Source organism: Hoylesella timonensis S9-PR14 (assembly GCF_000762405.1).
Taxonomy (GTDB): Bacteria; Bacteroidota; Bacteroidia; order Bacteroidales; family Bacteroidaceae; genus Prevotella; species Prevotella timonensis_A.
Map to the genome: position 1 here is coordinate 1 of NZ_JRPQ01000208.1, position 15,515 is coordinate 15,515.

The following is a 15,515-nucleotide window of genomic DNA, read 5'->3' on the forward strand; positions in this document are numbered from 1 at the left end:
CTATTTTGAAGATTTTAGATGGTCGTTTTTTGGTAAAATAATAGGACAAAAACAATGATTTTCTTTACCAAAATATGGCAAGGGAAAAAAGACTTTCCTCTTTCATTGAAGCGTAATTGTTGTTACACTCAATGAAGCAAATGAGATAAACAAAGAACTCAAACCACACGATTCGTCTTTCGAGTTAGATTGATTGTTGAAACAAAAGGAAAAGATTCTTTTTACAATCAACAACCTTTCTTAAAGGGAAGAACCGTGTACCACTTCTATCATATGATGAGGAAAGATGAGTATATCATCTTAATATGTGAAGCGTTTTATGTGAATAGTCTAAAATGAAAGATTTTCCAAATAAGAAAGACGCATTCACACGAGGTTCTTGATCATTAGTCAAAATAAAATCAAGTAAGTATCTATTTTGAGATAATTCCATACTTACTCCTTCGCATAGCCCACACTTCTTCATCTTTAGTTTATGGGCAATATCTCCTCTCTCCTTTTCTATTTCTCTTGTAGCTTTTATTCCAAAAGTTTTGGGAAGGTTATTGCTCCAACTACCTGTATCAAAAAAGATACGGGTCTTCTTCCCTTCTATCTTACCCTTAAAGTATATAGAATTCAAACCGACATCTCTATAGTCGTCATGATTTTTCCATTTAATGCGTATTGAACTTCCTTTTTTAGGAACATCGCTACGCTTCATCATACGAGTATTTAGATCGAAACACCAAATTTCCTTCTTTAAGAAATCTCCTCCCAAGATAAATTTGGGCGCAAGATGTAGAAATTTACCAGCTAAATCAACCACAAAACATCGCACCTTAGGATATGAAATGCCAGCAATAGAAACAGAGTCTATATTAAAATCGAAAGATTTGATGCGCTTGCCTGCAGTGTTCCCGATAGTAGCATTACTCCCTGTTACTACGACATGGCAGGAATCAACTGCATAAGTAGAATCTATAAGACAGACAGAAGCACCAGTATCTATTAAGGCTGAAACACTTCGAGAGTTCCCATTATGTGATACAGTGACATTAGTGTACATGAAGTCTCCTTTAAGGAGTAATGAATTTTGAGCATATAAATTAAGCGTGAATATCACAAGCATGCTACAAATAAACAGGAACCGAGATTTCATATCGATAAAATAATTAGATTGATAATAATATAATGATGATGATTTTGAGAATACAAATTTCGATAACAAAGTTAATCATTTATTGACAGGTAACATAGAACAAACAGCAAAAACTGTTAAGTATGTTAGGAGAGATGCTCTCCCACGCTCCTATCCCTATTGACCCATTGCATAAAGCCCCTTATAGTATGTAAATAAAAGTGTTATCTACATGCTATAAGGGGCTTACCTTTATGTTTGAATCTCAATATCAGGAATAAGTAGGAAAGACATGTGTGATACATCATCTTATCAAACTCGCTCTCTGATATTGACAGCTGTTACATGCGCTCTTTCAACAAGGCAGGGATTTCGCAGGTTTCGCGAGCCACTGGCACGCCTGCGGCTTCAAAGGCAGCAATCTTTTCGGCTGCCGTTCCCGAACCACTGGAAATAATGGCACCCGCATGTCCCATTTGTTTGCCCTTCGGAGCTTCGCGCCCAGAGATGAAAGCCACCACTGGTTTGGTCACATGTTGCTTGATATAGTCGGCTGCACGCTCTTCTGCGTCGCCACCAATCTCACCAATAAGGGCGATACTGTCTGTCTCTGGGTCGTTTTGGAACATCTCCAACAAGTCTTGGAAATACAAACCAACGATAGGATCACCACCTACACCTACTGCGGTAGACTGTCCAAAGCCGGCAGCAGTGAGGTCGGCAACCACCTGATAGGTCAATGTTCCACTACGACTAATTACACCCGTGTGTCCCTTCTTAAAGATATTGGTTGGCATAATGCCCACCATACTTTCTTCAGGAGAAATCAATCCCGGGCAGTTAGGACCTATCAACTTGGCTCCTTTGTCGGAGATGTAACGATAAGCCTCAACAACATCAAGCGTTGGCACGCCCTCTGTAATACAAATAATCAACTGAATGCCGGCATCGGCAGCTTCGAGCATGGCATCTTTGGCAAAAGCTGCTGGCACAAAAATCACCGAAGTGTTGGCACCCGTAGCTTTCACTGCGTCTTTTACCGTATTAAAAACAGGAATCCCTGCAACCTCTTGTCCAGCCTTGCCAGGCGAAGTTCCACCTACCACATTGGTTCCGTACTCCTTCATTTTCGTGGCATGGAAACTGCCATCGCGTCCCGTAATTCCTTGGACAATTAACTTTGTATTGTGATTAATTAATATACTCATCGCTTTATAGATTTAACATGGTTAGATATCTTATTTGTTCATGCACTGTTGAGCCAACTCTACAGCTTTTTTACCAGCCTCGCTCATGGTCTTAGCCACATGGAATTTGGTTCCTTTCAACAGCTCGCGACCCTCCGCTTCATTGGTACCAGTGAGTCGGATGACGATTGGCATGTCAGTATCGAGCATCTTAAACGCCTCGATTAATCCCTTGGCTACGTCGTCGCAACGCGTGATACCACCAAAGATATTGATGAGAACCACCCGTACATGACTGTCACTGAGCAACAGTTTCATCGCCTCGACAATCTTCGTAGGATTAGAACTACCGCCAATATCCAAGAAATTGGCAGGGTTGCCGCCATACAGCTTAATCATATCCATGGTTGCCATTGCCAATCCGGCACCGTTCACCATGCACCCAATCTCACCACCAAGGTTGACATAACTAAATCCTTTGTCTTTAGCATCCTGCTCCTTGCGCTCTTCTGCCGTTGGCTCAAAGAGCTCGAAAACATCAGGATGACGATACAAGGCATTGTTATCGAAAGTCATCTTGGCATCAATCGCCTTCACCTCTCCACTCTTGGTCACTACTAATGGATTGATTTCTGCCAACGAAGCGTCTTTCTCTTTGAAGAGACGGTACAGATTTTGGAAAACTGGAACGGCTTGTTTCACTAACGCTTTGTCATCGAAAAGACAAAAAGCAGCTTCTCTTGCCAAGTAATCGGGCATACCAATGAGCGGATCAATAGGTATCTTATGAATTTTTTCGGGGGTATTTTTAGCAACCGATTCGATGTCCATACCACCCTCACGACTTAACATCAGAATGGCAGACTTTACTTTTCGGTCGATGACAATACTTACATAATACTCTGACGCAATATCAATAGCCTCGCCTACCAAGATACGATCGACGGTAAAGCCTTTGATATCCATACCTAAAATCTGAGAAGCATATTCTTTCAGTTGTTCTTCTCCTTTAGCAACCTTCACGCCGCCAGCCTTTCCACGACCACCTGTATGCACTTGTGCCTTTACAACTGCACGCTCTGACCCTAAGGATTGGTAAGCTGATACGGCCTCATCGACCGTCCGACACAATACACTCTTGTCTACTGGCAAATGGTACTGTGCGAACAAGGCTTTCGCCTGATATTCATGAACCTTCATGGCAATTTGTTTTGTTAGTAAATAGTTTTGTTAACTTTGCAAATATAAATATATTTTCTAAGGGACACAAAAAAAATCAAAATAATCAAACATTTTTATATTTCAATTGCAATTGGGTTAAGATAGCTTATCATCAGTCAGCCCAAGAATTGATTTTTGAAACAAGATTAAACCTTTCGATGAGAAATACATCAAAAGAACATAACGCATCAATTATTTTTTTGAAGTTACACTGATGAAACGAACGCTATTTTTATTATTGATATTATTCATTACTTCCATTGCTGCAATAGGTCAAAAACGAAAGGTTACAGGAACCCTCAAGGATAAAGATACGGGAAATCCGATGACACAAACGACTATTCAATTATTAAAATTGGATAGTACTTTTGTCATCGGAACACTGTCAAACGAGCAAGGGAAATTTATATTAACCGTACCCAAAAACGGTAAATATATCCTGAAGATATCGAGTGTCGGTCACAAAGTCCTCTTTAAGAATTTCCATTTGTCGCAAGACAAGAACCTTGACTTAGGAATTATCAACATGCAAACAGATGCAGTCTTGTTAAAAGGAGCCACAATTACAGGGCAAGCCATGAAAGTTGTGGTGAAGGAGGACACATTTATCTATAATGCTTCTGCTTATCGGACACCCGACGGAGCGGTTGCAGAAGAATTAGTAAAGCGCATTCCCGGTGCACAAGTGGATGATGATGGGAAGATTACCATCAACGGAAAAGAGGTAAAAAAGATTTTAGTCGACGGAAAAGAATTCATGACGGGCGACACAAAAACGGCAATGAAGAATCTTCCAACCAGCGTCATAGAGCAAATAAGGACTTTCGACGAGAAGAGTGATTTGTCCAGAGTGACAGGGATTGATGACGGTAACGAACAAACAGTACTGGATTTTGGATTGAAAAAGGGAGCTAACAAAGGTTGGATGAGTAATGTAGATTTGGCATTAGGCACAAAAAATCGCTATGCGGAACGTCTCATGGCTGCTTATTTCAAAGCCAATCTGCGCATCATGGGATTTGGTAATGCAAACAATTCAAACGATATGGGCTTTGGCGGTCGTGGTGGAGGATTTGGAAGAAACAGGAATGGGCTTAATGCGCGGAAAATGACAGGCTTCAACATCAATTATGAAGAAAAAGAAAAATTGAAATTAAATGGAAGCATTCGTTGGAATCATTCAGATGATGACGTTGCCACCCGCACATCAATAGAAAACTTTGTTAGTAAAACAGGAGCTTTCTCCAACAACATCAACCAGAGCTATAACCGCAGAAATAGTTGGAACGCAAATATGAGATTAGAGTGGATGCCTGACACCATGACTAACATCATGTTTAGACCAAGACTGAGTTACACGGAGAACGACGGTAGAAGTTGGAGAAATTCGGCTTCGTTTCAAGACGATCCGTACTTGTATGTAACCGACCCACTTGCGCTGGAATCATTGGACGAGTTGGCTGAGAAAAACTTAGTCGTCAACAAGCGTCGCCTTCAAGCTGTGAATTATGGAAAGAACAAACAGTTAGGAGGCGCCTTGCAAATCAATCGGAAGTTTGATCAGAAAGGCAGAAATGCAACCCTTCGCGCCGATGCCTATTACACAGAAAATGACAATACGAACTTGTCGACGAACAATGTACACCTTTATAAAATAAAAGATGCACAGGGAAACGATTCCACTTATCAAACCAATCGGTACAATCTCACACCTACCAAGAATTGGAATTACAGTTTGCAAGCGACTTACAGTGAACCTCTGTGGAAGGCAACGTTCTTACAATTGAGTTATAAATTCAACTATAGCTATTACAAAAGCGACCGATCGACGTATGACTTCAGTAACTTAGGCGAGTCGTTCTTTCAAGACATCACACCCACGTATCGCAACTGGGACAGCTACTTAAGCAGACTTGAAAAGCCATACGAAACCTACGAGAATAGAGAGTTAAGCAGATTTTCTGAATATCAAAACTACACTCATGATTTGGAGTTGATGTTCAGAATGATTCGGGAAAAATATCACTTCAATGTAGGTATGATGTTACAGCCCCAAAAATCACATTTCATACAACATTATCAAAGCATCAACGCCGATACCACACGTACTGTCAACAATTTAACACCAACCTTGGGATTTAGATATCGATTCTCCAAGGTGAGTAACTTAAAGGTAGATTATCGAGGTTATACGTCACAACCAGCTATGACTGACATGTTGGACATTACAGATGATAGTGATCCGTTGAACATTACGAAAGGAAATCCAGGACTGAAACCGTCTTTCACCAATAACCTTCGAGCAACCTACAACAATTATATCAAAAAGTATCAACAAAGTGTCATGACCTTTTTGAACTATCAAACCACGAGCAATAGTATCAGTAGCAAAGTGACGTATGATGAAACCACAGGCGGACGAACCGTAAGACCTGAGAATATCAATGGAAATTGGAATATCAATGGTGGACTGATGTACAATCGTTCCATAGACACCACAGGTATTTGGAACATCAACACATGGACACAAGTAAGATATAATAACCGAGTGGGCTACCTTAGCTTGAACAACAAAGCCGATTCTGAGAAAAACACGACGCGCACATTAGGCTTGACAGAAAGACTCGCCATGAGCTTTCGCAATGACTGGTTAGAGGTAGAACTCGATGGAATGGTTAACTACGACCACACAAGGAATCAACTTCAAAGTAGGAACAACTTAGATACGTGGAGATATTCGTATGGACTCAATGTGAACATAACCGCTCCTTGGGGAACCAACTTGTCGACAGATATTCATCAAAATAGTAGAAGAGGATATAACGACCAGTCACTTAATACAAACGAACTCGTATGGAATGCTCAAATATCACATAGTTTCTTGAAGAAACGCAACCTGATTTTATCCCTCCAATTCTATGATATGCTGAACAATCAGAGCAACTTTACACGCTCCGTTGATGCCATTCGTCGCAGTGATACGGAATACAACAGCATTAACAGTTATGCCATGTTGCACGTCATCTACCGTCTGAACTTGTTTGGAGGCAAACAAGCACGCCAAGAAATGAATCGGAACGAACTCCGACATGGCGGACTACAGCATGGAAGAGGAAGTTGGAGAGACCAAAGAAGAGGACACTGGAATAGAGGAAGATATTGATAAAGGGTGAAATACCAAAGCATTAAAAGGCTTCAGTAATCACCTTTTCAATCACCGATGGGAAGTATTTCATTTCCAACTGATGCTCTTTTTCGGCAATGTCTTCAACGTTATCCGTTGAATCTAATGGAGTTCGATACTGTGCAATGATTTCTCCACCATCACAAACATCGCTAACCCAGTGTACAGTAAAGCCTGTTTCTGTTTCTCCAGCAGCCTTTACGGCTTCGTGAACATGATGTCCATACATTCCTTTCCCGCCGAATTTAGGTAAAAGAGCTGGATGAATATTAATCATACGCTTAGGGAAAGCGGCTATAAGAAAATTGGGAATCATCAATAAAAATCCTGCTAATACGATAAAATCAATATCATTACTTTGAAGAATAGGTAATAATATGGAAGCGTCATTGAAGTCCTTTTTGGGCACAATGATAGTAGGAACGCCTAAACGTTTGGCTCGCGTCAAGGCATAAGCATCGCTTTTGTTACTCAAAACCAGCGAAATTTGAATGGTCGTCGATTGAGCAAAGTATCGAATAATATTTTCACAATTGGTGCCATTACCGGAAACAAAAATAGCAACTCGATGAGGTCGAGCATGTAGAGCATTTAAGGACGAGGTAGATTTCATATTTTTATTCATTAAAAGAAAATAAACAACAGGTTATTCATCATCATCTTCATGATCCCAATCATCGATATCTCCAAATCCAAAGAGAGCAGGTTCGATGAATTCATCCATCTTTCGACGATCCTTTTTCGTGGGTCTTCCTGTGCCTCGAGCACGATTTACAAAACCGCTAATACGACTCATTTCCAACAATTCATATTGTTTTGGATCGGTAACATTCTCATAAATCTCTGGAATGAATTTAGCCCCCACGCGTTGTTCTATGGTCTTAAGCACCTTGAAAGAATAAACAACGGGTGGTTTTCTCACATCAATTTGCACACCGGGCTTGATGATATGACTTGGTTTCACATTCACATCATTAATTGTAACGCGATTATTCTTGCACGCATCAACAGCAATAGAGCGCGATTTGAATATCCGTGCCGCCCATAACCATTTATCAATGCGTGCCGATCCAGTATCCTTTACTCGCAAAGTCGATGCCTTAGCTGCATTTTCTGTCATTTGAAATGTCGTTAATCCGTTTTTTCAATGGGAGATTTTGAGGACGATGTATGCTTTCCCAACTGGTTAAATTGGTTCATGGTGATGTTGATACCTGCCAAAACAAAACTTTTTATCAGTTCAAGCGCAATATCAATGGTTGGTTGGAGTATCTTCTCTTCTTCACTTGAAAAGCGTCCTAACACCCAATCCACTTGTCCTCCACGCTGAAAATCACTCCCTATTCCCATACGAAGTCGTGGATAATTTTGACCAATAAGTTGTTGAATATGCCCTAATCCGTTATGACCACCGTTACTACCACTTGCCTTTAATCTAAATTCACCTAATGGAATCGAGATGTCATCAGAGATAACAAGGAGATTATGTTGCTCTATATTTTCCTTGTTTAACCAATAACGAACGGCATTGCCACTGAGGTTCATAAAGGTAGTCGGTTTCAATAAAATGACTTTCCGTCCTTTTATTGAGGTCTCTGCGACATAGCCATAACGCTTATCCTCAAAAACAATATTGGACGCTTTAGCTAAAGCGTCCAATACTATGAATCCTGTATTGTGTCTGGTATCGGCATATTCGCTGCCAGGATTACCCAATCCACAAATCAAGTATTTATTCATTGAATCTAATTCATTATATCAATTGGCATCAATATTAAGCCTCTGCCTTTTCTTCTCCTTCAGCTGCAGGCTCTTCTCCACCCTCTTCCTCTGCTTCATCAGAAGTATCACTTGAAGCAGTAGCCGAACGTGTCATCTTAATTGAGCATACAACAACATCCTTAGATGTAGCCATCGTCAATCCGTCAAAACTCAATTGACCCACTTTAATACTCTTACCGATTTTCAACTTGGTAACATCAATGTCGAGATGTTCTGGAATTTGCTGATAAGGAGCAGTAACGTTGATTTTACGAACAGACAAGTTCATACGTCCACCATCACGTACACCTTGTGCCAATCCAACTAATTTAACTGGAATACCAATGGTAATAGGCTTCTGATCGTTCACTGCATAAAAGTCAACGTGTAGCAAAGCATCTGTAACAGGATGGAACTGAAGTTCTTTCAAGATAGCTGTATGATGCTCGCCATCAATATTCAGATTGATAACATAAATGTGTGGAGTGTAAACAATCTTGCGAAGTTCAGACATAGGAGCAGCAAATGCCAATGCTACTGGCTTACCATCCTCTTTCTGCTCACCATAAAGATTGCAAGGTACTAAGCCTTCTTTTCTCAAATGTTTTGAAGCTTTCTTTCCAAGGTCCTCACGCTTCTGACCTGAAACATTAATCTCTTTCATAATGTGTTACTCTAAATTAAGTTGATAAATTTAATACTGCCTTAATTCGCCATCACACAGAGAAGTAGAAAATCTACTTACCAAGACTTATCTATGGGCTTATAAAAGACAACAATTTGTAAATCTTCAAAACCTTCTTGGCGTCACTGATGTGCTCAAAAAAGCGGTGCAAAGTTACAGGAATTATTTGGAATATGCAAAGTTTCTATAAAAAAACGCCATAATACGCTTGGTTTACTTGCATATAATGGATAAAATTTCTACATTTGCAACAAGAATAAATCGAGATAACGATTGAAACACAAATTTAATTAGAGGATGATTAATCGCGAACTAATAAGGATAAAGATAGTCCAGTTAACCTACGCATACTATCAAAACGGGAACAAAAATATAGACAGTGCCGAAAAGGAACTCCTTTTCTGCTTGTCGAAGGCATACGATCTTTATAATTATCTCTTGGAATTGATAGTAGCGATAACGCATGAAGAGCGTCACAGAGTTGAAATTGCCACACAAAAAGCAAATCGCGAAGGGTTAGAAGCTCCTTCACAAAAGTTTGCTTTTAACAAATTTGTTGTACAGCTTGAGGAAAACAAAATGCTGAATACCTTTCTTGAGGAGCAAAAATTAAGCTGGGACAACGATGTCGAATTTATTCGAAAGATGTGTACACAGATAGAAAGCTCGTCCATATATCAAGAATATATGGAGAGTTCTGACGATTCTTATGAGGCTGATCGAGAGGTTTGGCGCAAGCTCTACAAGCAACTTATTCAAGAGAATAGCGACATCGATGCACTCCTTGAAGAGAAAAGTCTTTACTGGAACGATGATAAAGAGGTGGTAGATACGTTTGTTCTTAAAACGATTAAAAGATTTGATGCTGCGAATAAGAGTGAACAAGAACTGCTACCAGAATACAGAGATGAAGAAGATCGTGAATTTGCTCGTAAGCTATTCCGTGCCACTATCCTTAATGCAGACACTTATCAGCGATACATGAGCGAAACGAGTCACAATTGGGACTTCTCCCGATTAGCATACATGGATGTGGTTATCATGCAAATCGCCATTGCCGAAATGCTAACATTCCCAAACATTCCCATTTCTGTGACCATCAATGAATATGTAAATTTGGCAAAATTGTACAGCACTCCGAAGAGCGGTGGCTACATCAATGGAATGTTAGACGCTATTGCTCGCTATTTAGTAGACACGGGTAAACTGCTCAAGGCTTTACCAGAACCCAAACAGCGACGTTCTACTAACAGAGTTCAAAGAAACTCTGAGTCCAATCAAACAAATGACGAACTTCAATAGATTACATTAAATTATTTATTCAGATATGACAACATTAGTATTAGCTGCACAAGCAGCAGGTGGAGGCGTAGGCGGATCAGGCATGCTTATTTTTATGGTTGCCATGTTAGCCATCATGTGGGTATTCATGATACGTCCACAACAGAAAAAACAAAAAGAAATTAAGAAGTTTCAAAATGCGCTTCAAGAAGGCTCTAAAGTCATTGTGAGTGGCGGCATTTATGGAACTGTTAAGCGCATTGACCTTACAACCAACAAGGTTGATGTTGAGATAGCACGCGGTGTTGTCATTCAGGTAGACAAGAATTTCCTGTATGCTGACACTGCTTCTCAAACCACTACGAACGCTTAAAAAGTCGGATGTATTCGGAAATTAAACGTATAAGCTCACTTATCAGAAATTTCCTGTTCAGTATAGTCAACAAGGAATTTCTGATATTTTTATTTTTCTTATTGCTCAGTGGAGCGTTTTGGTTATCCATGACACTTGATGAGACATACGAAAAAGAGATTAGTGTGCCTATCCGGTTAGTCAATGTGCCGAAGAATACCATTATTACAACCGAGATGAACGATACGGTCGTGATGACTGTGCGCGATAAAGGATTTGCTTTCATAGGCTATCTGAATAGCAACAGATTTAGAACTATCAACTTGAACTTCAGTACCTATGCCAACAACAAGACGGGGCAAGGAATGGTTCCTATGACAGATGTACAGAACATCCTCTATCAACGACTTTCCAACTCATCAAAGATTGTAAACCTAAAACCCGAACAACTGAAGTTTTATTTCAATTTTGGACGCTCTAAACAAGTGCCAGTACGAATGGACGGGAAGATTTTACCCGCCAAGAACTACTATCTCGCTCGGATAAAGTTTTGGCCCGAAAAGGTGACTGTCTATGCTCAAAAGAATCTTTTGGACAGCATCAGATACATCGAAACAGAGAAGTTGCACTTTACAAACTTCGCTGATACGGTTATCGAAGAGGTAAATCTCAGCAAAATGATTGGCGTAAAAACAGTTCCCGCTAAAGTGAAGATAGGACTATTCCCAGATATCTTGACCGAAGAGAGCATGGAGGTTCCTATTGTGGCTATCAATATGCCGCCAGGAAAGAGACTTAGAACCTTTCCTTCTAAGGTGAGAGTACTCTTCAATATTGGTTCCCACGCCTTCAGAAAGCTTCACGAAGACCAGTTCCAAGTGGTGGTGGATTATCATGAGTTAAGCCAACACACCTCGGAGAAAGGTACACTGCACTTGCGCACTTTCCCTATAGAAGTCAGACAAGCCCGTTTGGAAATAAAAGAAGTGGATTACCTCATTGAACAGCAATAAAAACAACTTGCTTGATTAGTCATGGGAAAAAAGAAGAAAGTTATTGCGATAACAGGAGGCATTGGCTCGGGTAAAAGCTACGTCGCACAACTTTTAGCCAAACGAGGAATAACAGTCTACGACTGTGATGCTGCTGCCAAGCGTCTCATGCAACAAGATGCAGTCTTACAAGAAGGACTCAAAAAGCTCATTGGTGCTGACGTTTACCAAGGTAACCAACTTCAGAAATCTGTCGTGACAAAATTCTTGTTGGCATCAGAAGAGCATCAACAAGCCATTCAGCAGCTCGTACATCCTGCCGTGGCAACCGACTTTCTGCACTCTCCCTACAAGTGGATTGAGAGCGCTATCCTCTTTGAAGCGCACTTCGACCAATTGATTCATCCAGATATCATCATCAGCATCATCGCTCCTTTACAGACACGTGTGCAGCGTGTCATGCAACGTGACCAGCTCACCGAAGCGCAAGCGATGGACTGGATTGGTAAACAATGGCCTCAAGAGGAACTTGTGAAGCGTAGCACATTTACGATTAACAATGACGATGATACCAATCTCGACCAACAAATAGATTGCATATTCAAACAAATAGATTTTCACATATAAAACAAAAACGTTAAACAACAATGGAAACTATCCTTTCTATCGCAGGAAAACCAGGACTTTATAAAATGGTTTCACGAGGGAAAACAAACTTAATCGTTGAATCTCTTGATGACAAACGTCGCAGAATACCCGTTTTCGCATCAGACCGCGTAACCAGCTTGTCAGACATTGCTATGTACACCGATGCTGACGACGTGGAGTTATGGAAGGTTCTCAAGAGTGTGGGCGAAATAGAAAACGCTAAACCAGTATCGTTTAATTATAAAAAAGCCAAGGGCAAAGAGCTACGCGAATACTTTGCAAAGGTATTGCCTTCATTCGATGAGGACCGTGTACACGATAGCGACATCAAAAAACTATTGCAATGGTACGACATTCTTGTACAAAATGAGCTGACTAATTTCGAAGAGTTGCTCGCTCGCAAAGAGTCTGACGAGGAAGAAAAGTAAATCACAAGCTTGCACGAATGGAACTTTGATTTGATAAATCATCACTCACAAAGTTCTATCATCAACGGGCAAAATGTTCAAAAACATAAGGTAAGAATGCAAGTCATGCTACTTCATTCTTACCTTATTTTATATTTTATTGTATTCTTGTCTATCGATGAGCAATGGTGCCATTTGCTACAGCACCCCCATCACCAAATAACTGATATACCCTATAAACACGATTGTGAGCAGCGCACCTTCCCATCGTGCAAGCGTATATTTGGTAAATGAGAACAACCACAACATCAACATTGATACCACTAACATCGTCAAATCCACGGTAGTAATACCTTGAAGTGTCATGGGACTCATCACACCCGTAACACCGAGTATCAAGAGGATGTTAAACACATTCGAGCCTAACACGTTACCTATGGCAATGCCACTCTGTCCCTTGCGTGCCGACACCACACTCGTTGCCAATTCAGGAAACGATGTGCCTCCTGCAATAATCGTCAAACCAATGACTGCATCGCTTACTCCTAACTGACGAGCAATAACGGTAGCCGCATCTACGAACAAGTTACTACCAAACACCAAGCACACCAACCCCACAACAATCCACACTACCGACATGAAAGGCTTGCCACCTTTGGCAGACGTCTGTTGCATAGATTGTTTATTTTCTTTAGCGCCCTTCAAGGTGATGTACATAAAGACTGCAAACAGCCCTAACAGCACCCCAGCATCTATGCGCGAGATGTTTCCATCTAAGCACATGAGCAATAAAGCCACCGAAGCCACCATGGCAAAAGGAATGTCTTTCTTCACCGTTGCAGGCAGTATCATTATGGGTGTCACCAAGGCTGCACAACCAACAATCAATAAGGTATTGAAGATGTTAGAACCAACAACATTACCCACTGCCATGTCGGGCGTATCTTTCAAAGCCGACATGAAACTCACAAAAAACTCGGGCATCGATGTTCCCATTGCTACAATGGTGAGTCCTATCACCATTTGTGATATATGCATACGCTCAGCTATCGCCACTGCTCCATCGGTAAGCCTGTCGGCTCCCCACAACACCAAGGCGATGCCTGCGATCATCCAAATAATATTCAATAACATTTTCTCAAATTATAAATTGGGCAACTCGTCAACTTGTCAACTTATTAACTTGTGAACTCGTCAACTTATGTACTCGTCACCTCGTTCAACTCCTCACTAACTTCTTGCAAACTTACAAAAAAATCTAAGAAGGCAATCATTGTTTTTAAGTTTTATTGCGCATGCCCACATATCGTAACCGAGTGTGACAATACAACAACACAGCCCAGCATGATCAATCACCAACCGAAAAACGAACAACAAATCACTATGCAAATCAATCTATATGGCGCACTATTCAAGCCTCGCCTCCACCCTCTTTTTGTAAAAATAAATAACAAAAAAACAGCCATTGAAAAATGATGAAATAGAAAAAGAAAAGGAGGAAACAAGCATCAAACACCACATTATTTTGCAAAAATAACCCTCTATTTTTCTTAGAGCATTGAGTTAATGCCACTATTACATGCGAATTGGCACACTATTCACATACAATTGAACCGCAACTAATCAATGAAAATGAAGAAATATCGAAGTTGGTGTAAACTGACTGATAATGAGTAGGAAACGGAATAATTTGCATAGAAGTGCTCTTTTCAAAAAGAGTAATAATATGCAGATTTAAGCAGAAGTTCAGTTACCAAACCGTTACCCGATTTTGCTATAGGTAACGATGGAGTAATATTCGGTAACTGAATTATTTTCGCTCGTGTGGCTGTTGCTGCGGTCGGCAGTTTTCTGCATAAGTGAGGAACGCTTTGAAATTGGTAATTTTGCCACAAAACATCAAAGCGTATGAAAACAGAAAAAATGAAGGTGTTGCTCTACCTCAAAAAGAGCGGTCTGGACAAGTCGGGCAAGGCACCGATTATGGGACGCATTACCATTGGACGTTCCATCGCGCAGTGCAGTTGCAAGATCTCCTGCAATCCTGACTTGTGGAATCCCCGTGAGAGCAGAATGGACGGAAAAAGTCGTGAGGCGGTGGAAGTGAATGGTAGGTTGGAGAACTTGCTGCTGTCCATTCAGTCAGCCTATCAGACTTTGCTTGCAAGAGGTTGCCCATTTGACGCAACCGATGTGAAGGAACAGTTCCAAGGCAGTGTGCAGACGCGGTGCATGCTCATCGAAAGACTTGATATGCTCATAAAAGAGAAAGAAAGTCATATCGGTATAGACCTCAGAAAAGAGTCAATGGCAAGCTATCACTCCACGAGAATCCACTTGCAGGAGTTCATCCAAAAGAAGTATAAGGTTTCTGACTTAGCCTTCTCACAACTGATTGAGAACTTCATCCATGAGTTTCAGCAGTACTTCTTAGGGGAGTGTGGATTTCAGGAAAGCTCATTCTACAATGTCGCCACCCATTTGAAAACAGTTTGCAGGCTGGCTTACCGTGAGGGGTTGGCAGACATCCTGCTTTTCGACAAAGTCAAAATCAGCAAGGGTAACAAGAAACTCCCCAAAGCTCTTGACAGAGGGGAATTTGAGAAGTTAGAGACTCTCCACTTTGAGGACTTGGAGGAGGAAATGGAAACGGCAAGGGATATTTTCCTCTTTGCCT

At 40.8% G+C, this 15,515-nt stretch carries 15 protein-coding genes; 7 read left to right on the forward strand and 8 right to left on the reverse strand.

Annotated features, from left to right (window positions below; genetic code table 11):
- Positions 1-295: 295 nt before the first annotated feature.
- From HMPREF9304_RS11685 to sucC, 3 genes are all read right to left on the reverse strand, one after another.
- Positions 296-1,048 (reverse strand): retropepsin-like aspartic protease, encoded by a 753-nt coding sequence (locus HMPREF9304_RS11685; RefSeq protein ID WP_231564529.1) that lies wholly within the window; start codon positions 1,046-1,048, stop codon positions 296-298.
- 413 nt (positions 1,049-1,461) lie between these two features.
- Positions 1,462-2,328: a succinate--CoA ligase subunit alpha gene (gene sucD / locus HMPREF9304_RS11690; protein WP_036929387.1), complete on the reverse strand. Its 867-nt coding sequence runs from the start codon at positions 2,326-2,328 to the stop codon at positions 1,462-1,464.
- 30 nt (positions 2,329-2,358) lie between these two features.
- Positions 2,359-3,507 (reverse strand): ADP-forming succinate--CoA ligase subunit beta, encoded by a 1,149-nt coding sequence (gene sucC / locus HMPREF9304_RS11695; RefSeq protein WP_008122067.1) that lies wholly within the window; start codon positions 3,505-3,507, stop codon positions 2,359-2,361.
- 235 nt (positions 3,508-3,742) lie between these two features.
- Here sucC and HMPREF9304_RS11700 point away from each other — a divergent pair, with 235 nt between their 5' ends.
- Positions 3,743-6,691, forward strand: a complete 2,949-nt coding sequence (locus HMPREF9304_RS11700) for a TonB-dependent receptor (protein WP_036929389.1) — start codon at positions 3,743-3,745, stop codon at positions 6,689-6,691.
- A 22-nt stretch (positions 6,692-6,713) separates the two neighbouring features.
- Here HMPREF9304_RS11700 and purN read toward each other — a convergent pair whose 3' ends face one another.
- The 4 genes from purN to HMPREF9304_RS11720 are packed head-to-tail and all read right to left on the reverse strand — an operon-like array spanning position 6,714 to position 9,137.
- Positions 6,714-7,325, reverse strand: a complete 612-nt coding sequence (purN, locus tag HMPREF9304_RS11705; protein WP_052046152.1) for a phosphoribosylglycinamide formyltransferase — start codon at positions 7,323-7,325, stop codon at positions 6,714-6,716.
- Between the two features lie 33 nt (positions 7,326-7,358).
- A complete protein-coding gene (locus HMPREF9304_RS11710; protein WP_052046150.1) occupies positions 7,359-7,832 on the reverse strand; it encodes an RNA-binding S4 domain-containing protein in 474 nt (157 codons plus the stop codon).
- Between the two features lie 11 nt (positions 7,833-7,843).
- Positions 7,844-8,452 carry an aminoacyl-tRNA hydrolase gene (gene pth, locus HMPREF9304_RS11715; RefSeq protein WP_036929391.1) on the reverse strand — a complete coding sequence of 203 codons (609 nt, stop codon included), beginning with the start codon at positions 8,450-8,452 and terminating at the stop codon, positions 7,844-7,846.
- Positions 8,453-8,486: 34 nt separating this feature from the next.
- Positions 8,487-9,137, reverse strand: coding sequence for a 50S ribosomal protein L25/general stress protein Ctc (locus HMPREF9304_RS11720; RefSeq protein ID WP_036929393.1), 651 nt, complete (start codon positions 9,135-9,137; stop codon positions 8,487-8,489).
- 318 nt (positions 9,138-9,455) lie between these two features.
- On the opposite strand from HMPREF9304_RS11720, the gene nusB reads away from it, so the two are divergent.
- From nusB to HMPREF9304_RS11745, 5 genes are read left to right on the forward strand one after another with little or no spacing between them, the layout of a single operon-like run.
- On the forward strand, positions 9,456-10,460 hold the full coding sequence (gene nusB, locus HMPREF9304_RS11725; protein ID WP_036929395.1) for a transcription antitermination factor NusB: 1,005 nt from the start codon (positions 9,456-9,458) through the stop codon (positions 10,458-10,460).
- A 25-nt stretch (positions 10,461-10,485) separates the two neighbouring features.
- Positions 10,486-10,812, forward strand: a complete 327-nt coding sequence (gene yajC, locus HMPREF9304_RS11730; RefSeq protein WP_008122081.1) for a preprotein translocase subunit YajC — start codon at positions 10,486-10,488, stop codon at positions 10,810-10,812.
- 8 nt (positions 10,813-10,820) lie between these two features.
- Positions 10,821-11,804, forward strand: a complete 984-nt coding sequence (locus tag HMPREF9304_RS11735; RefSeq protein WP_008122083.1) for a CdaR family protein — start codon at positions 10,821-10,823, stop codon at positions 11,802-11,804.
- Positions 11,805-11,825: 21 nt separating this feature from the next.
- On the forward strand, positions 11,826-12,410 hold the full coding sequence (coaE, locus tag HMPREF9304_RS11740) for a dephospho-CoA kinase (RefSeq protein ID WP_036929396.1): 585 nt from the start codon (positions 11,826-11,828) through the stop codon (positions 12,408-12,410).
- Between the two features lie 20 nt (positions 12,411-12,430).
- Entirely contained in the window at positions 12,431-12,859 is a 429-nt protein-coding gene (locus tag HMPREF9304_RS11745) for a DUF5606 family protein (RefSeq protein ID WP_036929397.1), read from the forward strand.
- 177 nt (positions 12,860-13,036) lie between these two features.
- Here the strand turns inward: HMPREF9304_RS11745 and HMPREF9304_RS11750 are convergent, their stop codons facing one another.
- The gene (locus tag HMPREF9304_RS11750) at positions 13,037-13,972 is read right to left on the reverse strand and encodes a calcium/sodium antiporter (RefSeq protein WP_036929398.1); all 936 of its coding nucleotides are present in this window, start codon (positions 13,970-13,972) and stop codon (positions 13,037-13,039) included.
- Between the two features lie 774 nt (positions 13,973-14,746).
- Here HMPREF9304_RS11750 and HMPREF9304_RS11755 point away from each other — a divergent pair.
- Positions 14,747-15,515: phage integrase SAM-like domain-containing protein (locus tag HMPREF9304_RS11755; protein WP_036929400.1), on the forward strand; the 769-nt coding region annotated here is incomplete at its 3' end.